This is a genomic window from Streptomyces sp. NPDC006261, from assembly GCF_040613515.1.
Classification (GTDB): Bacteria; Actinomycetota; Actinomycetes; order Streptomycetales; family Streptomycetaceae; genus Streptomyces.
The window spans coordinates 1-19,229 of the sequence record NZ_JBEXSI010000063.1; the positions used below are offsets into that span (position 1 = coordinate 1).

Sequence of the window (19,229 nt, forward strand, 5' to 3'; positions counted from 1 at the left end):
CGTTCCGGTGGCCGCCGACCGGCAGTTCGCCCTGCTGCCCGACCGGCAGGGCATCGGGTGACCGTGTTGTCTGAGGCGGTGCGGCCGGCCCGCCAGGCGGTGATGAACGCTGCCCGCACACACCCCCGACCGTGCGAGCCCCCCGCACCCCCCTGCACGACCTGCACCACCTGAGAGAGCCGCAAGCACCACCGCACCACATACGCAGCACCTCCCTGACACCCGCGTCGCCGACGACGCGTAACCGACCGGAGGAACCGCCGTGGCCGCTGAGCCCAGGTTTCGCAAAGACGCAGATGCAGCCGCCCCCGACGTGACGGACGATGCCGTCACAGAAGCAGAAGCAGCAGACGGCCGGAAACATCCGGTCGACGAGACCCTCCCCCCGCTGAGGATGTTCACCAGCGGCCTCCAGCACGTGGCCGCGATGTACGCGGGCGTGGTGGCCCCGCCGCTCATCGTGGGGCCGGCCGTCGGCCTCACGGCCAAGGAGACCGCCTTCCTTATGGGGGCGAGCCTCTTCACCGCGGGCATCGCCACCCTGTTCCAGACCATCGGCTTCTGGAAGGTCGGCGCCCGGCTGCCCTTCGTCAACGGCGTCTCGTTCGCCGGTGTGGCCCCGATGATCGCGATAGGCAAGGACCGGGGACACGACGGTATATCCGTGATCTTCGGCGCGATCATCGTCGCGAGCGTGCTCGGCTTCGTCCTCGCCCCGTACTTCTGCAAACTGGTCCGCTTCTTCCCACCGGTCGTCACCGGCACCGTCATCACCCTGATCGGTGTCTCGCTCCTGCCGGTCGCCTTCAACTGGTCCCAGGGCGGCAACGCGGCGGCGGACGACTACGGTTCGATGACCAACATCACCATGGCCGCCGTGACATTGGTGATCGTGCTGGCCCTGCGCAAGCTGCTGCGCGGCTTCCTCCAGCAGATCGCGATCCTGCTGGGCCTGATCGTCGGAACCCTGATCGCCATCCCGGCGGGCATCACCGACTTCAGCGCCATGAAGAACGCCGACGTGGTCGGCTTCCCGACGCCGTTCGCCTTCGGCGGCCCGCAGTTCGAGATCGCCGCCATCATCTCCATGTGCATCGTGATGCTGGTCTGCATGACCGAGTCCACGGCGGACATGCTGGCGCTCGGCAAGATCGTCGGCCGCCCGGCCGACGAGAAGGTGATCGAGGGCGGCCTGCGGGCCGACACCCTCGGCAGCGCCATCAGCCCCTTCTTCAACGGCTTCATGTGCAGCGCCTTCGCCCAGAACATCGGGCTCGTCGCCATGACCAAGGTCCGCAGCCGGTTCGTCGTCGCGGCGGGAGGCGTGATCCTGATCGTCCTCGGCCTGGTCCCGGTCGCCGCCTCCGTCATCGCCGTCGTACCGCTGCCCGTGCTCGGCGGCGCGGGTATCGTCCTCTTCGGCACGGTCGCGGCCAGCGGCATCCAGACCCTGGCCACCGCCGCACTGGAGAAGGGCGAGAACGCACTGATCGTGGCGGCGGCCGTCGGCATCGGCCTGATCCCGATCGCGGCGCCGCAGTTCTACCACGCCTTCCCGGAGGACCTGCTGGTCGTCCTGGACTCGGGCATCTCGACCGGCTGTGTGGTGGCCATCGTGCTGAACCTCGCCTTCAACCACTTCGGCCGCGAGCCGGACGCGGAGGACGAGGACGGGGCGAACGGTGAACATGTGGTCCCGGCGGCGGCCGGGGTGGGCGTGCACTGACCCTCCCGACGTACGCCGCCCGGTGAAGCCCCGCGTCCCACGCGGGGCTTCGGCCGCGCGTCAGCCCTTCTCGACGCGGTAGCCGTCCCCGTACACCGTCCACCGCAACGGTGTCTCCAGCTGCAGCTTCTCCCCGTACGAAATTCCGCTGGGCGCCTCCACCCGGCTGGCGCCGGTGTGCGACGGCTCCCGGCCGATCGCGGCCACCCGGGCATCGAGGAACGCGTTCGGATACGCCTTCTCGTCGCCGCCCCGCGCGGGCGACCGGGCCGCCGCCAGGGCCTCGCGGCGCATCGTCCGGAGCCCGACCGAGCCCTCCGTGTCACCCGACCCCGTGCATGACGTTCGCGTCGTAGTAGGTGAACTGCCCAGCGCCCCGGGCCCGTCCTTCCGGCCTGCTCCACCTTCGGGATCGAAGCAGGAGGCGTCCCGATCCGCGTCCTGCGCGGCGCGGAAGGCGGAGTCCTCCGCCGCCTTCGCCCCGCCTTCGAACGGATCACCGAGCCCGGCGTGCGAGTCGTCAGGCCGGGGGCGGCACCATGGCCTCGACCGTGGCCGGGCCCGTGGAGCGGATGGCCGCCCGGCGGCTGTAGCGTCAGGGGTATGGAAGATCAGTCAGTTGTGGATGTCGGCGATGTGCGCCTCGCGTACCGGACCTGGGGCGATCCCTTCGGCTCGCCCGTCGTGCTGCTGCACGGCCTCGGCGGCAGCGCCGCGGACTGGGAGGCGGCCGGCCCCCTGCTGGGCCAGGAGTGGCGGGTCTTCGCCCTGGACCTGCGCGGCCACGGCGAGAGTGACTGGCCCGACGAGTACGACCTGGCGCTGATGGCCGAGGACGTCGTGGGCTTCCTGGACGAGCTGGAGCTGAACCGGGTGGGCCTGGTCGGTCACGGGATGGGCGGCGCCGTCGCCCGGCTGGTGGCCCACGAGCACTCCGACCGGGTGGAGCGGCTGGTTCTGGTGGAGACCCCGGCCCCGTTCCCCGGCGACCCGGGCCCGGCCGGGCGGCCCGAGGGCCCGGTGGACTACGACGAGAACGCGGTGCCCGCCGTACGCGACCAGCTCGCCGACCCCGGCCCGGACGCGGACGAGGGGCTCGGCGAGATCGTCGCCCCCACGATGATCATCACCGGTGGCCCGGAGAGCCGGATGCCGCAGGAGCGCCAGGCCGACATGGCCTCCCTGATCCCGGACTGCCGGCTGATCACGGTCCCGGGCGGCCACCGGATGCACGAGACCCGGGCCGACCAGGTGGCCGCGCACATCACGGAGTTCTTCACCAGCTGAGGAGCCCGCTTCGCCGTGGACGGTGCCGGGGGTTCCGTTCCGGTGCCTGTCTCCTCAGCTCCCCGGCAGCCGTTCCCGGCTCAGTTCCCCGGCCGCCAGTCCGGCCGGCGGCCGCTGAGGCCGATCACCCGGTCCAGCGGCGGGGCGTCGTCCGGCACCGGGACGGGCGGGCCGAAGACGCCCCCGCGGTCCGGGTCGTCGTCCACCGGGGCGAGCAGGGCGGCGCAGGCGTGCAGCTCGGCCTCCCCGGCCTCGTACGGCTGTCCGGTCGACCGGGCCAGGTCCCAGCCGTGGACGACCAGTTCGTCGAGCGCGACGGCCCCCGCCACCTCGCCGGGCAGCTCCACCCCACCCGCCCGGGTCATGCCCGTCCAGGCGGCGGGGGAGCGCCAGGCCGCCGCCACCTCCTCCAGTCGCCGGGGCAGCACCTCGCGCCAGTCGTCGTCGAGTACGGGCAGGGCGGAGCCGGGAGGGACGGCCGTGCTCGCCCCGAGGTCCTTGCGGGCCGCGTCGCGGAAGGCGGTGGCCAGTCCGGTCAGGTGGGCCAGCAGCTCCCGTACGGCGTAGTCCGGGCAGGGCGTGGGGCCGCCCAGCCGGTCGTCGTGGATCGCGTCGAGCAGGCCGACGATCCGTCGCGCGGCCGGCTCCAGGTCGAGGGCGGGAGCGGAGGCATGCGTGCTGTCGGAGTCCATACAGGACAGACCGTCCCACGGCCGAGAACTCATCGGCACGGACCTGCCGCACCCTCGGAAGGAGCGCGGCGCACACCACCACATAGCGGAAGGTTCCTCGCCGTCCTCTTGTCGGCAACCCCCGTGCCATGTCATACAGGTCTGGACCATTGCTGTCCGGATGGAAGGCACCACCGTGCAACGCCCCCACATATCTGCCGCGTTGGCCTGTACCACCCTGCTCCTCACCCCCCTCCTTGCGGCCTGCGGCGGCACCGCCGAAGCCGACACGCAGCCCCCCAGCACCCCCAGCGGGGTGACCGCGCAGGCCAGCAGCTCCACCTCGGTGCACGTCATGTGGAAGGCCGCCTCCGACGACAAGGCGATCGCCGGCTATGAGGTCTTCCAAGGGAGGGCCAAGGTCAAGAGCGTCGCGGCGACGAAGACCATGATCGACGTCGACGGGCTGACGGCCTCGACGGACTACACCTTCACCGTCCGGTCCAAGGACGCCGCAGGTAACCTCTCCGCACCCAGCAAGGCCATCCCCGTCACCACCCAGGCGACCCCGCCCCAGGACGACACGCCACCCACCGCCCCGACGAAGCTGACAGGCAGCGCCGACGGAAGCCGGGCCGCCACCCTCACCTGGGGCGCGTCCAAGGACGACGTCGGCGTCAGCTCGTACGACATCTACCAGGAGGGCTCCCGGATCCACAGCGTCCCGGCCTCCGGGACGACGGCGAAGCTCACGGGCCTGCGCCCCGGGACCGTCTACACCTTCACCGTCCGGGCCCGGGACGCCTCCGACAAGTCCTCGGCCGACAGCAACCCGCTCGACCTCACCACCGAGTCGGCCCCCGGTGCCCCCGCGAGCACCGCCCCCACGGGGCTGCGCACCGAGATCGGCAAGGAGGGGGCCGAGTTCACCGTCGACCTCTCCTGGGACCAGCCCGACACGGGCGGAGTGATCCCCGCCTATCAGCTCTACCTGAACGGCAAGCTGACCACCACCATCGTCTGGGGCGGTACGCCGCCGAAAGGCCGGGCCACCTACCGGCTGAACCTCGCCGACCCGGCGGGAACCCGTTACTCGGTGAAGCTCAGGGCAAAGCTCCCGGACGGCAAGTGGGGTGACTTCTCGGCCCAGCCCACGATCGTCCTGACGGACTGACGCCTCCTGGTCCATCCGCCTCCCAGGCGTGCGGCCCCTCGCCGCTCATGGTCCATTGATCCCAGAAGGACCGGGGGGCCAAAGGGGCTGAGGCATGGACCTGGGAGACGGCGCGCAGGTGGAGTACGCGGCGGCGTACGGCACCGATACGGGCGGCGGCGCGGGCGGGGAAGCGGGAACCCGCCCTGATCTCCGTGACGGTTCCCGTCTCTCCGGGCCTCACCACCTGGTGTTCGTCAAGGAGGAGGACCGGCACGCGTGCCGCGTCGATGAGCTCCTCGACCTGAGCCTTCCCGGCGTGATCGCTCGCAGGCGTGTACCGGTTTGGGCCGGACAGGCACTCGGCGGCGACCGCGTTCCTCGCGTCCACGGCCCGCGGCTTCCAGGACGGCCTCTGGGGTGCGTACGAGCCGTACGTCGACGAGGACGGGTTCCTGGAGTGGCGCGAGCCGGACGAGGACATCGTCATGGCGTGGGACATGCAGGAGATGAACGGCGTGGGACATGCAGGAGATGAACCGGTGCCACGGGCTCGGGTGAAGACCCCGGACAAACCGCGCCGCCCCCGGCGCTGTGCGGTGCCGGGGGCGGTGGTTCGTACGGGCGACGGGGTCAGCGCAGCTGTTCGTACGCGGGCAGCGTCAGGAAGTCCGCGTAGTCCTGGTCCAGGGAGACCTGGAGCAGGAGGTCGTGGGCCTGCTGCCACTTGCCGGCGGTGAAGGTCTCCTCGCCGATCTCCTCGCGGATCGCGGCCAGTTCCTCGGCGGCGACCTTGCGGGCCAGGTCCGCGGTGGCGTGCTCGCCGTTCTCGAAGACCACGTCCGCGTTGATCCACTGCCAGATCTGCGAGCGGGAGATCTCGGCGGTGGCCGCGTCCTCCATCAGGTTGAAGATGGCGACCGCGCCCAGACCCCGCAGCCAGGCCTCGATGTAGCGGATGCCGACCGCGACGGCGTTGCGCAGGCCGTCGTACGTGGGCTTGGCGTCGAGGGTGTCGATGGCGATCAGGTCGCCCGCCGCCACCGAGACGTCCTCGCGCAGCCGGTCCTTCTGGTTCGGCTTCTCGCCGAGCACCGCGTCGAAGGAGGCCAGCGCGATCGGGACCAGGTCGGGGTGGGCGACCCAGGAGCCGTCGAAACCGTCGTTCGCCTCGCGGTCCTTGTCCGCCTTGACCTTCTCGAAGGCCACCTTGTTGACCTCGGCGTCGCGGCGCGAGGGGATGAAGGCCGCCATGCCGCCGATCGCGTGCGCGCCACGCTTGTGGCAGGTGCGGACCAGGAGTTCGGTGTACGCCCGCATGAACGGGGCGGTCATCGTCACCGCGTTGCGGTCCGGCAGGACGAACTTGGCACCGCCGTCACGGAAGTTCTTGACGATGGAGAAGAGGTAGTCCCAGCGGCCGGCGTTCAGCCCGGAGGCGTGGTCGCGCAGCTCGTAGAGGATCTCCTCCATCTCGTACGCGGCGGTGATCGTCTCGATCAGGACCGTCGCGCGGACGGTGCCCTGCGGGATGCCGACGTAGTCCTGGGCGAAGACGAAGATGTCGTTCCAGAGGCGGGCCTCCAGGTGCGACTCCGTCTTCGGCAGGTAGAAGTACGGGCCCTTGCCGAGGTCGATCAGGCGCTGGGCGTTGTGGAAGAAGTAGAGGCCGAAGTCGACCAGTGCGCCGGGCACCGGGGTGCCGTCCAGTTGGAGGTGGCGCTCGTCCAGGTGCCAGCCGCGGGGGCGGGTGACGACGGTGGCGAGCTCGTCGGCGGGCTTGAGCGCGTACGACTTGCCGGACTTCGGGTCGGTGAAGTCGATGCGGCGCTCGTAGGCGTCGGTCAGGTTGAGCTGGCCGAGGATCACGTTCTCCCAGGTGGGAGCGGAGGCGTCCTCGAAGTCGGCGAGCCAGATGCGGGCGCCCGAGTTGAGCGCGTTGATCGTCATCTTGCGGTCGGTCGGACCGGTGATCTCCACTCGGCGGTCGTTCAGGGCTGCCGGGGCCGGGGCGACCTTCCAGGAGTCGTCCGCGCGGACCGCCGCCGTCTCGGGCAGGAAGTCCAGCGTGGAGGTGCGGGCGATCTCGGCGCGGCGCTCGGTGCGCCGGGCGAGCAGCTCATTGCGGCGCGGCGTGAACTGCCGGTGCAGCTCGGCCACGAACGCGAGGGCCGCGTCGGTCAGGACCTCATCCTGCCGGGGCAGGGGCTCGGCATCGACGATGGCCAGCGTGGACGGCGCTGGTGCGGACATGAGCTGTCACTCCTTCAGCGGGCGGCGGCGTCTCGTGGCCGCCGGGTCGCCTGAGACGGCACGGCGTGCCATGGCTCCGAGATACGGCCGTGGGTGCCGTCTGAGGTTCAGAGGGCTTCTGACCAGTGGATAGTAGTTTCCTCATGGTGGAAGTTCAATGGTTTGTTGATGTCGAGATTCTCCGGGTCGACAGAATCGGGCCGTCGGCGGCGCAGCGTGCCAGGGTCGGCACGGAGCGTTCATCGGGTCCTTCCACGGGTCATTCCGCGGGTCCTCCACGGCTCATTCCAAATGGGTAAGGTCCTGCGCGGTGTCGATGTCGTACGCCTGTGCCACATCCGAACACTCCACCAGCGTGATCGCATCGCGGTGCTCCCGCAGATACGCCCGGGCCCCCTGGTCACCCGCCGCCCCCGCGGCGATGTCCGCCCACCGCTCAGCCCCGAACAGCACCGGATGACCGCGCTCCCCGTCGTACGAGGCGGCCACCAGGCTCCTCCGCGACCGGTACGCCAGACGCACCCGCGCCACCGCCTCCGCCCCGATCCCCGGCTGGTCCACCAGCAGGATGAGCGCCGCGTCCGCGCCCGTACCGGTCAGGGCCGCCAGACCCAGCCGGAGCGAGGAGCCCATGCCCGCCTCCCACCCCGGGTTCACGGTCACCGCCGAGCCCGTCAGATCGGCCCGGGCGCGCACCTCGTCGGCCGCCGCGCCCAGCACCACATGGAGCGGGCCGCAGCCGCCGTTGCGCAGGGCACGCAGGGCGTGCTCGACCAAGGGGCGGCCGTGGTGCTCCAGCAGGGCCTTGGGGCGGCCTCCGAGCCGCCGGCCGCCGCCCGCGGCGAGCAGTACCCCCGCCACCTTGGGATTGTTCGCATGAGAAGCCATGAGCCCTGGATACCACCGAGCCGTTCGCACACGCGACACGCATATCACTCTCAGGGGTCACCCTGATTTCTGTCCGTGGAGTGGCGCGCACTGCCTGTCATGGCGTTAACTTGCGGGCGAACCGCGGTACTTGGCCACCGGCCGGGGTTCGGGGGTCACACCGGCACAAGGACGTGCGAGGGGGAGTGCTGTGTTGCGAAGCGCGGGGCAGAAGCGGGTCACCGGCAGCGGCGAGGACCCGAGGGTGGCGGAGCTGCGCATGGCCGTCTCCCGGCTCCGCCGTGAACTGGCCGGGCTTCCCGCGCTATTCCCGGACCGGCCCATCGCCGAGGAAGAGCTCGCGGCACTCGATGCCATGGCGGTCGGCGGAGTCCCGGAGATCCCGCGCATGCGCAGCTCGCTGCTGCTGATCGCGGGGTCGATCGGCTCGGTCAGCGCACTCGCCGCCGCACTGCGCGACGTGCGCAACGCGGTGGACCTCTTCGGGGAGCCGCCGCGCGGGTGAGACCGGGCGTCGCCCGGTCGACTCAGCGGCGGATCAGCCTGCGGGCCGTCGCCGCCGCGACCGCCGACGTACGGGAGTCCACGCCGAGCTTCGCGTAGATGTGCACCAGGTGGGACTTGACCGTGGCCTGGCTCAGGAACAGCTTCCTGCTGATCTGCAGGTTGGACAGCCCCTCCCCGACCAGCTGCAGCACCTCCAGCTCCCGCCGCGTCAGCGCCTCGGCGGGCGTGCGCATCCGGTCCAGCAGCCGGTGGGCCACCGAAGGGGCGAGCGCGGAGCGGCCCGCCGCCGCTGTGCGCACCGCCGCCGCCAGCTCCTGCGGGGGCGCGTCCTTCAGCAGGTAGCCGCTCGCGCCCGCCTCGACCGCCGCCAGGATGTCGGCGTCGGAGTCGTACGTGGTGAGGACCAGGACGCGGGGGCCGTCCGGTGCGGCGGTGATCGACGCCGTGGCCTCGGAGCCGTGCATCCCCGGGCCCAATCCGAACTGGAGATCCATCAGGACGACGTCGAAGCCGCCCGCCGCCGCCAGTGCCACGGCCTCCTCGGCGGTGGCCGCCTCACCCGCGACGCGGAAGTCCGGCTCGGTGTCCAGAACCGCGCGCAGCCCCGCCCGCACGACGGGGTGGTCGTCGGCGAGCAACAGCCGGATGGCGGTCTCCTCGTTCATGCTGCGCGCTCCTCGCCCTGGGCCGAGCCTGCCATCGGCAGGGTGACCGCCAGGGCCGTGCCCAGGCCCGGCGCAGACTCCACGCTCAGCGTGCCGCCCAGCGTGGCGGCCCGCGACCGCATCGCGGGCAGCCCGAAACCGCCGTCGCCGCGCTCGTCCACGGGCGCCCCCGACGGGTCGAAACCACGGCCGTCGTCCACCACGTCCAGCGCCACGGAGGTGTCCATGAAGCTCAGCGTGATCTCCGCCCGGCCCGCCCCCGCATGGCGCACCGTGTTGGCCAGCGCCGACTGGGCGGTCCGCAGCAGCGCCACCTCGTACGGCGTCGGCAGCTCCACCGGCGTACCGCTGACCGCGAACCGTACGGTGAGGTCGGGCCCGGTCGTCCGGGCGCAGAGCCGCTCCAGCGCGGCCGCCAGCGAACCGTGCTCCAGGTCCGGCGGAGTCAGCGCCCGTACGAAGGAACGCGCCTCGGCCAGGTTGGCCTGGGCGGCCTCACGGGCGGCGCGGACGTGCGCGGTGGCCGGGGCGTCCCCGGGCAGCGAGCGCTCGGCCGCGCGCAGCAGGAGCTGGATGCTGGACAGGCCCTGGGCGAGGGTGTCGTGGATCTCCCGGGCCAGGCGCTCACGCTCGGCGAGGGTACCCGCCGTACGCTCGGCCTCGGCCAGCTCCGCCCGAGTGGCCACCAGCTCCACGATCAGCTCCCGGCGCCGCTCGCTCTCCCGGAACAGCGCGTCGTACCCGAGGACCGTGGCGATGGCGACGGCCGCACCGATCAGCGGGCCGATGAACGCGCCCGGGGCGATCTCCTGCCGGTGCACGACGAAGCTGGTGATCGCGGCGGCTGCCGTGACGACGACGGCGGGCACGCCCCAGCGGGCGGGCAGCAGGTGCAGCTGGAGGAAGTAGAGCGGGAAGGCCACCCACAGTGCGTCGGGGGACAGGACGAGCAGCGCGAGCCAGAGAGCGCAGAGCACGGCGAGCCAGGTGGCGGCGGCCTTGGTCCCGGGGCGCACCGTCGGGGCGAGCGCCCCGGTCGGCACCTGAGCCCTGGAGAGCCCCGGCGTCCCTGCCAGCGCCCCCGCCCCGTACACCCCCGCCGTCACCAGTGTCAGCGCCACCACCGCCCCCGCGTGCGGCGCGCCCTCGCCCACCGCACGCACCGCCACCAGGGCCAGCAGGCCCGTCAGCAGCGCGTGCAGGCAGAGCCGCAGGGCAGCGGCGACGTGGGTGTGCGAACGCGAATCCATGGTTCGTCCAGCGTAGCGGCGGCCCTCGCGCGGCCGGTCAATCGAAAGGTTGATCTGTGGACCGTCCCCCGCGCGATGTCTCCCCGTCCCGGACAGCCGACGATGGACCCATGTTCGTCGCATGGAGAGACCTCCGGTTCGCCAAGGGCCGGTTCGCGCTCATGGGGTCGGTCGTGGTCCTGATCACCCTGCTCGTGGGCCTGCTGTCCGGCCTCACGGCCGGCCTGGCCCGGGAGAACGTCTCGGCCGTCACCGGCCTGGACGCCGACCACCTCGCGTTCGCCGCCCCGCGCGGGGACCAGCCGGTGTCCTTCACCAACTCGACCGTCCGCGAGGACGACTGGCGGGCCTGGGCCGGCCGCCCCGGGGTCGAGGCCGCCCAGCCGCTGGGCATCCGGACCCTGAACGCCACCGCCCCCGGCGACCGTACGGCCGCGGTGTCGGCCTTCGGCGTCGAGCCGGACGGCACTCTGGCGCCAAAAGGGATCGGCCCGGGGCGCGTGGTGCTCTCCGAGAAGGCGGCCGAGGAACTCGGCGCCGAGGTCGGGGACAAGATCGCGCTCGGCCGGGCGGAGCGCGAGGTCGCCGCTGTCGCGGCAGACGCCTCGTACAGCCACACGCCCGTCGTCTGGACCACCCTCGACGACTGGCAGCAGATCGGCCACGACGGCGCGGGCCCCGCCGAACAGGCGACCGTGATCGCCCTGACCACCACGGGCGGCGCCGACCTGGCGGCCGGGGACGAGGCGGCGGAGACCCGCACGCTCTCCCTCGACGACTCCCTCACCGCGATCGGCTCCTACCAGGCGGAGAACGGCTCGCTGCAACTCATGCGCGGCTTCCTCTTCGCCATCTCCGCCCTCGTCATCGGCGCCTTCTTCACCGTCTGGACCATCCAGCGCAGCGGCGACATCGCCGTACTGAAGGCGCTCGGCGCCTCCACCCCGTACCTCCTGCGCGACGCCCTCGGGCAGGCCGTGGTGATGCTCGCCCTCGGTACGGGGCTCGGCACCGCGCTCGCCGCCGGGGCCGGGGTCCTGATCGGCGGGGGGCCGGTGCCGTTCGTCCTGGACGCGGCGACCGTCCTGGTGCCCGCCGCCGTCATGATCGCCCTCGGAGCCTTCGGGGCCGCCCTGTCCATCCGGCGGATCACCGCCGTCGACCCCCTCATCGCACTCGGGAGTGCCCGATGACGCTCACCCTCACCGACGTGACCCTCACCTACCCGGACGGCGACGGGCGGCTCACCGCCCTGGACCGGGTCTCGCTGGAGGTTCCGGCGGGCACGCTCACCGCCGTCGTCGGGCCGTCGGGCTCCGGTAAGTCCAGTCTGCTGGCCGCCGCCGCGACTCTCGTCACCCCGGACTCCGGCGAGGTCGTCGTGGCCGGTACGAGGACGGGTCCGCTCACTCCGGCGGGGCGGGCGGCCCTGCGCAGGGAGCACATCGGGATCGTGTTCCAGCAGCCGAACCTGCTGCCCTCGCTGACCGCCGCCGAACAGCTCCAGGTGATGGCCCACCTGTCGGGCGGGCGTGCCGGGAGAGCCCGTCGCCGGGCGCTGGAACTGCTGGACGCCGTGGGCCTGGCGGACAGGGCGGACCGGCGGCCGCACCAGCTGTCCGGAGGTCAGCGCCAGCGGATCAACATCGCCCGCGCCCTGGTGAACGAGCCGGAGGTGCTCCTCGTCGATGAGCCGACCAGCGCACTCGACCACGAGCGCGGAGCGGCCGTGCTGGACCTGCTGGTCACCCTGACCCGGGAGCGCGCCACCGCGACGGTGCTGGTCACGCACGACCTGGCGCACCTGGACCGGACGGACCGCACGGTGACGATGGACGACGGGCGGCTGACCGTACCCGCAGGGGTCTAGGCCTCAGCCACTCGTCCCGTTGCTCGCCAGCACGTCCGACAGTTCCCCCGCGACCTGCTGGAGGATCGGCACGATCCGCTCCGTCGCGCTCTCCGTAACCCGGCCCGCCGGGCCCGAGATGGAGATCGCGGCCGAGGTGGGGGAGTTCGGCACGGAGACCGCCAGGCAGCGGACCCCGATCTCCTGCTCGTTGTCGTCCACCGCGTACCCCGCCCGGCGCACCTGCTCGAGCGCGTCGAGGAAGCCCTCGGGCGTGGTGATCGTCTTCTCGGTCGCGGCCGGCATGCCGGTGCGGGCGAGCAGTGCGCGGACCTCGTCGGCCGGGGTGTCGGCGAGGAGCGCCTTGCCGACACCGGTGGAGTGCGGGAGGACCCGGCGGCCCACCTCGGTGAACATCCGCATGGAGTGCTTGGAGGGGACCTGGGCGACGTACACGATCTCGTCGCCGTCCAGCAGCGCCATGTTCGCGGTCTCGCCGGTCTCCTCCACCAGCCGCTGGAGGTAGGGGCGGGCCCAGGTGCCGAGCAGCCGCGCGGCGGACTCGCCCAGGCGGATCAGGCGGGGGCCCAGCGCGTAGCGGCGGTTGGGCTGCTGGCGTACGTAACCGCAGACGACGAGCGTGCGCATCAGCCGGTGGATGGTCGGCAGGGGCAGGCCGCTGCTCGCGGACAGCTCGCTCAGCCCGACCTCGCCCCCGGCGTCGGCCATCCGCTCCAGCAGGTCGAAGGCGCGCTCGAGCGACTGCACCCCACCGCTGGCACCGGAGGGCTTGGAGTCGGCTGTGCTGGCGTGGGACGGCGGCACGTCAACGGTCCTTTCGAAGCGGAAGGCAAGGCAGCAGCCTACCGGGCGCTTCCCGATCGGCCCACAGCTGTCCGGTCGGCGTCCGTGCCGGTCAGGGGCTGTTTTGTCCGGGTGCCGACGGTGTGGCGGCGGTCGGTGCGACGGCTCGGTGCTGCCTCTCCTGGCCCATGCTACGTTCCGCACTCCGAAATATGACTTTTACTTTGTGGAAACCTCCAGTCGGGTGGCGGGGATGGCCCGCCGGGCCCCCTCGGTGGAAAGTGGGTCTTGACGAGGGTGATTCCCGAGTGAAGACTCCTTCAGGAGTTTCAACAGTTCGTTGAATTCCTGGAGTGAAGGAGGCACGGGTGTCCGGTCCGGACGTGAACCTGGTACTGCGCTCGACGCGCGTCGTCACCCCCGAGGGAACCCGCCCGGCGACGGTCGCCGTCGCGGGCGGCACCATCGACGCGGTCCTGCCGTACGACGCCGATGTGCCGCCGGGCGCCCGCCTGGAGGACTTCGGCGACGACGTCCTGCTCCCCGGTCTGGTCGACACCCACGTCCATGTCAACGACCCCGGCCGCACCGAGTGGGAGGGCTTCTGGACCGCCACCCGCGCTGCGGCGGCCGGCGGCATCACCACGCTCCTGGACATGCCGCTCAACTCCCTCCCGCCGACCACCACCGTCGAGAACCTGCGGATCAAGCAGCAGGTCGCGGCCCCCAAGGCGCACGTCGACACGGGCTTCTGGGGCGGTGCGCTCCCCTCCAACGTGAAGGACCTGCGCCCGCTGTACGAGGCCGGGGTCTTCGGCTTCAAGTGCTTCCTCTCGCCCTCCGGGGTGGAGGAGTTCCCCGAGCTGGACCAGGAACAGCTGGCCCGCTCCCTGGCGGAGATCGCCGGATTCGGCGGGCTGCTCATCGTCCACGCCGAGGACCCGCACCACCTCGCCGAGGCCCCCCAGCGCCCCGGCCCCGCCTACGCCGACTTCCTCGCCTCCCGTCCGCGCGACGCCGAGAACACCGCGATCGAGGGGCTCATCGCGCACGCCAGGCGGTTGAACGCCCGGGTCCACGTGCTGCACCTCTCCTCCAGCGACGCCCTGCCGCTGATCGCCGCCGCCAAGCGTGAGGGCGTCCGCGTCACCGTCGAGTCCTGTCCGCACTTCCTCACCCTCACCGCCGAGGAAGTCCCGGACGGGGCAACCGAGTTCAAGTGCTGCCCGCCGATCCGCGAGGCCGCCAACCAGGACGCCCTGTGGGCCGGGCTCGCCGACGGCACGATCGACTGCATCGTCTCCGACCACTCGCCCTGCACCACCGACCTCAAGACCCCGGACTTCGCCTCAGCCTGGGGCGGCATCTCCTCCCTCCAGCTCGGCCTGCCCGCCATCTGGACCGAGGCCCGCAGGCGCGGCCACTCTCTGGACGACGTCGCCCGCTGGATGTCCGCCGCTCCGGCCGAGCTGGCCGGGCTGAGCCGCAAGGGTGCCATCGAGGCCGGCCGCGACGCCGACTTCGCGGTCCTCGCCCCCGAGACGACCTTCACCGTCGACCCCGCCGAGCTCTTCCACCGCAACCAGGTCACCGCCTACGCCGGAAATACCCTGCACGGCGTGGTCCGCTCCAGCTGGCTGCGCGGGGTCCGCATCTCCTCCGACGGCGTGCTCGCCGAGCCCACCGGCCGCCTCCTCGAACGCGACCACTGACCGTGCCCGGCGGCCGCCCGCCCGAGCGAGACCACTGACCACGTCAATCGGCCGCCCGCCCGGACGAGACCACTGACCGCGTCCAGCGGCCGCCCGCCCGGGCTAGGCCACCGGCCCTGCCCCGAAAGGACCCACTGACCATGACGGACGCCGAGATACCCCGCTTCACCGGTGACGCCCGCCCGTACGCGGGCGGTGACCCCTACGCCGACCACCGCACCGCCGACTTCCCCTTCACCCACCTCGTCGACCTGGCCGACCGCCGTCTCGGCGCCGGGGTCATCGCCGCCAACGACGAGTTCTTCGCCGAGCGCGAGAACCTGCTGAAGCCCGGGCCCGCCGTCTTCGACCCGGAGCACTTCGGCCACAAGGGCAAGGTCATGGACGGCTGGGAGACCCGCCGCCGCCGTGGCGTCAGCGCCGCCGCACCGCACCCCACCCCTGACGACCACGACTGGGCCCTTGTCCGCCTCGGCGCCCCCGGCGTCATCCGGGGCATCGTCCTGGACACCGCCCACTTCCGGGGCAACTACCCCCAGGCCGTCTCCGTGGAGGCCGTCTCGCTCCCCGGCTCCCCGTCACCCGAGGACCTCCTGGCCCCCGACGTGAAGTGGACGATGGTCGTTCCGCGCACACCGGTCGGGGGCCACGCGGCCAACGGGTTCGCCGTCGACGCCGAGCAGCGCTTCACCCACCTGCGGATCAACCAGCACCCGGACGGCGGGATCGCCCGGCTGCGCGTGTACGGAGAGGTCGCCCCGGACCCCGCGTGGCTCACCGCGCTGGGTACGTTCGACCTGGCCGCCCTGGAGAACGGCGGCCAGGTCGAGGACGCCTCCGACCGCTTCTACTCCCCGGCCACCAACACCATCCAGCCCGGCCGCTCGCGCAAGATGGACGACGGCTGGGAGACCCGCCGCCGCCGCGACCGGGGGAACGACTGGATCCGCTACCGCCTCGCCGCCCCGTCCGAGATCCGGGCCGTCGAGATCGACACGGCCTATCTCAAGGGCAACTCGGCTGGCTGGGCCGCTCTTTCGGTCCGGGAGGGCGAGGACGGCGACTGGGCGGAGGTTTTGCCCCGGACCCGGCTCCAGCCCGACACCAACCACCGCTTCGTGCTGGACGGCCCGGTGCTCGCCACCCACGTACGGATCGACATCTTCCCGGACGGCGGGATCTCCCGGCTGAGGCTGTACGGGTCCCTCACCGAGGGCGGCGCCGACGCGTTGGCGGCCCGTCACCGGGAGCTGGGCGGCTGACCTCAGGCCGGTGTGCCCACCGCGATCTCAGGGGGGTCGTGGTGGGCACACCGGCCTGTCCACCGCCCCTCAGAACTCCTGGTGCGTATCCGGGTCCCCGCCGAACCGCCGCTGCCGCCCCGACGCGAGCGTGGTCAGCTCCTGCGCCGTCAGTTCGAACCCGAACAGGTCCAGGTTCTCCCGCTGCCGCCCCGGATCCGCCGACTTCGGGATCGGCACCGCGCCGACCTGCGTGTGCCACCGCAGCACCACCTGCCCCGGCGTCACCCCGTGGTCCTCGGCGATCGCCACGGTGGAGGGGTCCTCCAGCACCTCGCGGCCCCGGGCCAGGGGGCTCCAAGCCTCCGTGACGACGCCCTTCGCCGCGTGCACCGCCCGCAACTCCTCCTGCGGGAGCAGCGGGTGCATCTCGATCTGGTTCACCGACGGCAGCACGCCCGTCTCCCGCTCCAGCCGCTCCAGATGGGCGGCGGTGAAGTTGGAGACGCCGATGGAGCGGACGAGACCGTCCGCGCGGAGCCTGATCATCGCCTTCCACGTCTCGACGTACTTGCCGACATGAGGCAGCGGCCAGTGGATCAGATACAGATCGACGTACTCGACGCCCAGCCGGGCCCGCGACTCCTCGAACGAGGCCAGCGTCTGCGCGTACCCCTGATGCCTCCCCGGCACCTTCGTCGTCAGGCGGATCTCCTCGCGGGGGACGCCGCTGCGGGCGATGCCCCGGCCGGTGCCGGTCTCGTTGCCGTAGTTCAGGGCCGTGTCGACGAGCCGGTAACCGAGTTCCAGGGCTCCCGCGACGGCCTCCTCCGCCTCCGCGTCGTCCAGCGGATAGGTGCCGAGGCCCACCGCCGGGAGGGTGGTGGAGTCGTTGAGCGTGTGAACCGGTACCTCGCCCATGGTCCGTCCTGACCTTTCCGTAGCCCCATGTCGCGTCATGTCACGTCCTGCCCCGCCCCGGCCAGCGTAGGCGGGCGGCGGGGGCGGGGCAGCTCGACGGCATCGCGGTCACGGACGGCCGGGGACGGGCTCAGGCCGCGTGGCCGCCGTCCACCACGACCTCCGTACCGGTGATGAAGCCCGCGTCCGCGCTCGCGAGGTACGTCACCAGGGACGCCACCTCGTCCGCCGTACCGAACCGGCCCAGCGCCGTGGCCGCCCGCTGGCCCTCGGCGAACGGCCCGCCGGCCGGGTTGAGATCGGTGTCCACCGGGCCTGGCTGGACCAGGTTCACCGTGATGCCGCGCGGCCCCAGCTCCCGGGCGAGCGGCTTGGTCAGCCCGGCGAGGGCGGACTTGCTCATCGCGTAGAGCGTCGATCCGGGCCCGCCCGCATACCGGCTCAGCGCGGTGCCGACCGAGATGATGCGCCCGCCGTCGGCCAGCCGGTCCGCCGCCGCCCGGCAGGCGAGGAAGACCGCCCGCACGTTCACCGCCAGGACCCGCTCGACCTCGGCGTCCGGCAGGGCCGCTATCGGACCGAGGACGCCGATGCCCGCGTTGTTGACCAGTACATCGAGCCGGCCGAGCGCCTCCGCCGCACGGTGCACCGCCTCGGCGGCGGCCCCGGCGTCCGCCGCGTCGCAGCGCAGGGCGACCGCGCGCCGGCCCGCCCCCTCGACCTTCGCCACGACCGCGCGGGCCGCCTCCTCGTCCCGTACGTAGGTGATGGCGACGTCCGCCCCCGCCTCGGCGAGCCGCAGGGCGATGGCTGCGCCGATGCCGCGGCTGGCTCCGGTGACCAGGGCGGCCCGGGGTGCGGAGGCGGTGATGGTGGTGCTGGACATGGTGAGCTTCCTTGCCTTCGGCCGAGCGTCGCCGGATCCGGCGACAGGAACCAGCAAAGTCGCCCGGAGGCCCGGACACCGGCGGGAATCGGACGCGCACCCTTCAGCGCACCGGCTGCCGCCCGCCCCATCCCCGTCAGCCCTCTCGGCGCACCGGCAGATCGGAGCCCCGTAACGAGGAGATCGCGGGAGAGGCCGACATCGTGCGCCTTCTCCACACGAGGGAGTCCGACGAGAAGCGGCAGCACTTCTGCCTCGCCCGCATCGCGACCTGGTCCTTCGACGACCGCGACGGTCTCGAGTCAGCGCCGAAGGCCCCGGTGAATACGCGCTGGAAGAGATTCCGCTGACCATGGAGGAGCTCGACGGCATCGACCTCAAGTCCGAGGAGATCGCCCACGTCCTACGAGGAGCCATCACTGCGGGAAGCCTCGGAATCGAGGCATCGCTCCGAGCCTTCGAGTACATCGAGACACCACCAGGGCCGGCTCTGAGATGAGCCGGTCCTGGTGGTGTTCCCCTGTGCTGCTGGCCTGGCACCGTCTCGACGCCGGAGGCTCTTGGCCGAGTGGTAGGAAACGAACCGGCCCCATGGAGGGCCGCGGCACTTCACACAGCTTGAAGGCCCGGCTCTCCGACCCGAGGTTCCAAGCCGGCGCGGGTGACGAGAAGCGAACTCGCGCTCCGAGCTGGGGAATCAGCGGTTCTTGGGCTGTCAGAGGGGGAGGCTCGAACTGGGGTTTTAGCTCAGGGCGTCGGCAGCGTCGCGCCCTCCGTCGCCGCCGCCCGCAGCCGTGCCAGGATCGCCCGCGCGGCCTTGCCGTACCCGAGGCTGTTGTTCTGCAGCACCGACTCCGCGTTGGCCAGCTCCAGGAAGGCGATCACCTCGAAGGCCAGCTGCCGTACGTCGGTGTCCCCGGCCAGCTCGCCCGCCGCCCGCGCCTCCTCGATCGTCTCCTCCACGAAGGTGACCCAGCCGGTCTGCGCGGCGGCCAGGGCGTCGTGCACCTTGCCGCCGCGGGCGTCGAACTCGGCGGTGGCCGCGTAGAAGAAGCAGCCGCCCCGGAAGACCCGCTCCCGGGAGTACGCGATCCACGCCTCGCACATCCGCCAGACCCGGCCGATCCCCGGCGGGACCGAGCGGGCCGGGCGCAGCACATGGTCGACATAGACCGCGACCGCGGCGCGCACCGTGGCGAGCTGCAGCTCCTCCTTCGAACCGAACAGGGCGAACACACCGCTCTTGCTCAGCTTCAGTTCGGCCGCCAGCCGCCCCAGGGAAAGGCCTTCCAGGCCTTCCACCGAAGCGATCTGCACCGCACGCCCCAGGATCAGCTGCCGCGTCTGGTTGCCCCGCTCGATCCGCCCGTCCAGCCGCACTGCCGCCATGTGACCACTCCGTACCTCAGAGTTATC

General features: G+C 72.1%; 19 protein-coding genes and 1 pseudogene. 9 read left to right on the top strand and 11 right to left on the bottom strand.

What is annotated here, in order from left to right:
* Window positions 1–313 precede the first annotated feature (313 nt).
* The gene (locus ABZ154_RS29590; protein ID WP_356837440.1) at window positions 314–1,726 is read left to right on the top strand and encodes a nucleobase:cation symporter-2 family protein; all 1,413 of its coding nucleotides are present in this window, start codon (window positions 314–316) and stop codon (window positions 1,724–1,726) included.
* A 60-nt stretch (window positions 1,727–1,786) separates the two neighbouring features.
* On the opposite strand, the gene ABZ154_RS29595 is transcribed toward ABZ154_RS29590, so the two are convergent.
* A complete protein-coding gene (locus ABZ154_RS29595) occupies window positions 1,787–2,341 on the bottom strand; it encodes a chitosanase (protein ID WP_356837474.1) in 555 nt (184 codons plus the stop codon).
* On the opposite strand from ABZ154_RS29595, the gene ABZ154_RS29600 reads away from it, so the two are divergent.
* Window positions 2,330–3,013, top strand: coding sequence for an alpha/beta hydrolase (locus tag ABZ154_RS29600; protein ID WP_356837441.1), 684 nt, complete (start codon window positions 2,330–2,332; stop codon window positions 3,011–3,013). The genes ABZ154_RS29595 and ABZ154_RS29600 overlap by 12 nt on opposite strands.
* A gap of 80 nt (window positions 3,014–3,093) precedes the next feature.
* Here the strand turns inward: ABZ154_RS29600 and ABZ154_RS29605 are convergent, their stop codons facing one another.
* Window positions 3,094–3,705: a TIGR03086 family metal-binding protein gene (locus ABZ154_RS29605; RefSeq protein ID WP_356837442.1), complete on the bottom strand. Its 612-nt coding sequence runs from the start codon at window positions 3,703–3,705 to the stop codon at window positions 3,094–3,096.
* A 160-nt stretch (window positions 3,706–3,865) separates the two neighbouring features.
* Between ABZ154_RS29605 and ABZ154_RS29610 the strand changes: the two genes are divergently transcribed.
* Entirely contained in the window at window positions 3,866–4,858 is a 993-nt protein-coding gene (locus ABZ154_RS29610) for a fibronectin type III domain-containing protein (protein WP_356837443.1), read from the top strand.
* Between the two features lie 115 nt (window positions 4,859–4,973).
* Here ABZ154_RS29610 and ABZ154_RS29615 read toward each other — a convergent pair.
* The 3 genes and pseudogenes from ABZ154_RS29615 to ABZ154_RS29625 form a co-directional block, all read right to left on the bottom strand.
* Window positions 4,974–5,183, bottom strand: a pseudogene (locus tag ABZ154_RS29615) (DNA/RNA helicase domain-containing protein); the annotation flags it as partial.
* 287 nt (window positions 5,184–5,470) lie between these two features.
* On the bottom strand, window positions 5,471–7,090 hold the full coding sequence (aceB, locus tag ABZ154_RS29620) for a malate synthase A (protein WP_356837444.1): 1,620 nt from the start codon (window positions 7,088–7,090) through the stop codon (window positions 5,471–5,473).
* 282 nt (window positions 7,091–7,372) lie between these two features.
* Window positions 7,373–7,978 (bottom strand): nucleotidyltransferase family protein, encoded by a 606-nt coding sequence (locus tag ABZ154_RS29625; protein WP_356837445.1) that lies wholly within the window; start codon window positions 7,976–7,978, stop codon window positions 7,373–7,375.
* 190 nt (window positions 7,979–8,168) lie between these two features.
* Between ABZ154_RS29625 and ABZ154_RS29630 the strand changes: the two genes are divergently transcribed.
* A complete protein-coding gene (locus ABZ154_RS29630; protein ID WP_356837446.1) occupies window positions 8,169–8,483 on the top strand; it encodes a DUF5955 family protein in 315 nt (104 codons plus the stop codon).
* Window positions 8,484–8,505: 22 nt separating this feature from the next.
* Here the strand turns inward: ABZ154_RS29630 and ABZ154_RS29635 are convergent, their stop codons facing one another.
* Together ABZ154_RS29635 and ABZ154_RS29640 are read right to left on the bottom strand one after the other, a co-directional pair.
* On the bottom strand, window positions 8,506–9,150 hold the full coding sequence (locus tag ABZ154_RS29635; protein ID WP_356837447.1) for a response regulator transcription factor: 645 nt from the start codon (window positions 9,148–9,150) through the stop codon (window positions 8,506–8,508).
* Entirely contained in the window at window positions 9,147–10,400 is a 1,254-nt protein-coding gene (locus ABZ154_RS29640; RefSeq protein ID WP_356837448.1) for a sensor histidine kinase, read from the bottom strand. The genes ABZ154_RS29635 and ABZ154_RS29640 overlap by 4 nt, the downstream gene beginning before the upstream one ends.
* Before the next feature lie 110 nt (window positions 10,401–10,510).
* Here ABZ154_RS29640 and ABZ154_RS29645 point away from each other — a divergent pair, with 110 nt between their 5' ends.
* Window positions 10,511–11,593 carry an ABC transporter permease gene (locus tag ABZ154_RS29645; protein ID WP_356837449.1) on the top strand — a complete coding sequence of 361 codons (1,083 nt, stop codon included), beginning with the start codon at window positions 10,511–10,513 and terminating at the stop codon, window positions 11,591–11,593.
* A complete protein-coding gene (locus tag ABZ154_RS29650; protein WP_356837450.1) occupies window positions 11,590–12,270 on the top strand; it encodes an ABC transporter ATP-binding protein in 681 nt (226 codons plus the stop codon). Before ABZ154_RS29645 ends, ABZ154_RS29650 begins: the two co-directional genes overlap by 4 nt.
* A gap of 3 nt (window positions 12,271–12,273) precedes the next feature.
* On the opposite strand, the gene ABZ154_RS29655 is transcribed toward ABZ154_RS29650, so the two are convergent.
* Window positions 12,274–13,074: an IclR family transcriptional regulator gene (locus ABZ154_RS29655; RefSeq protein WP_356837451.1), complete on the bottom strand. Its 801-nt coding sequence runs from the start codon at window positions 13,072–13,074 to the stop codon at window positions 12,274–12,276.
* A gap of 347 nt (window positions 13,075–13,421) precedes the next feature.
* On the opposite strand from ABZ154_RS29655, the gene allB reads away from it, so the two are divergent.
* Window positions 13,422–14,765, top strand: coding sequence for an allantoinase AllB (allB, locus tag ABZ154_RS29660; RefSeq protein ID WP_356837452.1), 1,344 nt, complete (start codon window positions 13,422–13,424; stop codon window positions 14,763–14,765).
* Between the two features lie 140 nt (window positions 14,766–14,905).
* Window positions 14,906–16,027, top strand: coding sequence for an allantoicase (alc, locus tag ABZ154_RS29665; RefSeq protein ID WP_356837453.1), 1,122 nt, complete (start codon window positions 14,906–14,908; stop codon window positions 16,025–16,027).
* Between the two features lie 69 nt (window positions 16,028–16,096).
* Here alc and ABZ154_RS29670 read toward each other — a convergent pair whose 3' ends face one another.
* On the bottom strand, window positions 16,097–16,927 hold the full coding sequence (locus tag ABZ154_RS29670) for an aldo/keto reductase (protein WP_356837454.1): 831 nt from the start codon (window positions 16,925–16,927) through the stop codon (window positions 16,097–16,099).
* A 130-nt stretch (window positions 16,928–17,057) separates the two neighbouring features.
* Window positions 17,058–17,813, bottom strand: a complete 756-nt coding sequence (locus tag ABZ154_RS29675) for an SDR family oxidoreductase (RefSeq protein ID WP_356837455.1) — start codon at window positions 17,811–17,813, stop codon at window positions 17,058–17,060.
* Window positions 17,814–18,165: 352 nt separating this feature from the next.
* Here ABZ154_RS29675 and ABZ154_RS29680 point away from each other — a divergent pair, with 352 nt between their 5' ends.
* Complete coding sequence (locus tag ABZ154_RS29680; protein ID WP_356837456.1) at window positions 18,166–18,312, top strand: hypothetical protein; 147 nt, start codon at window positions 18,166–18,168, stop codon at window positions 18,310–18,312.
* Window positions 18,313–18,560: 248 nt separating this feature from the next.
* Here the strand turns inward: ABZ154_RS29680 and ABZ154_RS29685 are convergent, their stop codons facing one another.
* Window positions 18,561–19,202: a TetR/AcrR family transcriptional regulator gene (locus ABZ154_RS29685; RefSeq protein ID WP_356837457.1), complete on the bottom strand. Its 642-nt coding sequence runs from the start codon at window positions 19,200–19,202 to the stop codon at window positions 18,561–18,563.
* Window positions 19,203–19,229: the final 27 nt, after the last annotated feature.

Coding starts and splice junctions, on each gene's coding strand:
- ABZ154_RS29670 (WP_356837454.1), bottom strand. CDS start 16,927: ATGGGCGAGGTACCGGTTCACACGCTCAACGACTCCACCACCCTCCCG.
- ABZ154_RS29650 (WP_356837450.1), top strand. CDS start 11,590: ATGACGCTCACCCTCACCGACGTGACCCTCACCTACCCGGACGGCGAC.
- alc (WP_356837453.1), top strand. CDS start 14,906: ATGACGGACGCCGAGATACCCCGCTTCACCGGTGACGCCCGCCCGTAC.
- ABZ154_RS29625 (WP_356837445.1), bottom strand. CDS start 7,978: ATGGCTTCTCATGCGAACAATCCCAAGGTGGCGGGGGTACTGCTCGCC.
- ABZ154_RS29675 (WP_356837455.1), bottom strand. CDS start 17,813: ATGTCCAGCACCACCATCACCGCCTCCGCACCCCGGGCCGCCCTGGTC.
- ABZ154_RS29635 (WP_356837447.1), bottom strand. CDS start 9,150: ATGAACGAGGAGACCGCCATCCGGCTGTTGCTCGCCGACGACCACCCC.
- ABZ154_RS29640 (WP_356837448.1), bottom strand. CDS start 10,400: ATGGATTCGCGTTCGCACACCCACGTCGCCGCTGCCCTGCGGCTCTGC.
- ABZ154_RS29685 (WP_356837457.1), bottom strand. CDS start 19,202: ATGGCGGCAGTGCGGCTGGACGGGCGGATCGAGCGGGGCAACCAGACG.
- ABZ154_RS29600 (WP_356837441.1), top strand. CDS start 2,330: ATGGAAGATCAGTCAGTTGTGGATGTCGGCGATGTGCGCCTCGCGTAC.
- ABZ154_RS29645 (WP_356837449.1), top strand. CDS start 10,511: ATGTTCGTCGCATGGAGAGACCTCCGGTTCGCCAAGGGCCGGTTCGCG.
- aceB (WP_356837444.1), bottom strand. CDS start 7,090: ATGTCCGCACCAGCGCCGTCCACGCTGGCCATCGTCGATGCCGAGCCC.
- ABZ154_RS29605 (WP_356837442.1), bottom strand. CDS start 3,705: ATGGACTCCGACAGCACGCATGCCTCCGCTCCCGCCCTCGACCTGGAG.
- ABZ154_RS29680 (WP_356837456.1), top strand. CDS start 18,166: ATGGAGGAGCTCGACGGCATCGACCTCAAGTCCGAGGAGATCGCCCAC.
- ABZ154_RS29610 (WP_356837443.1), top strand. CDS start 3,866: ATGGAAGGCACCACCGTGCAACGCCCCCACATATCTGCCGCGTTGGCC.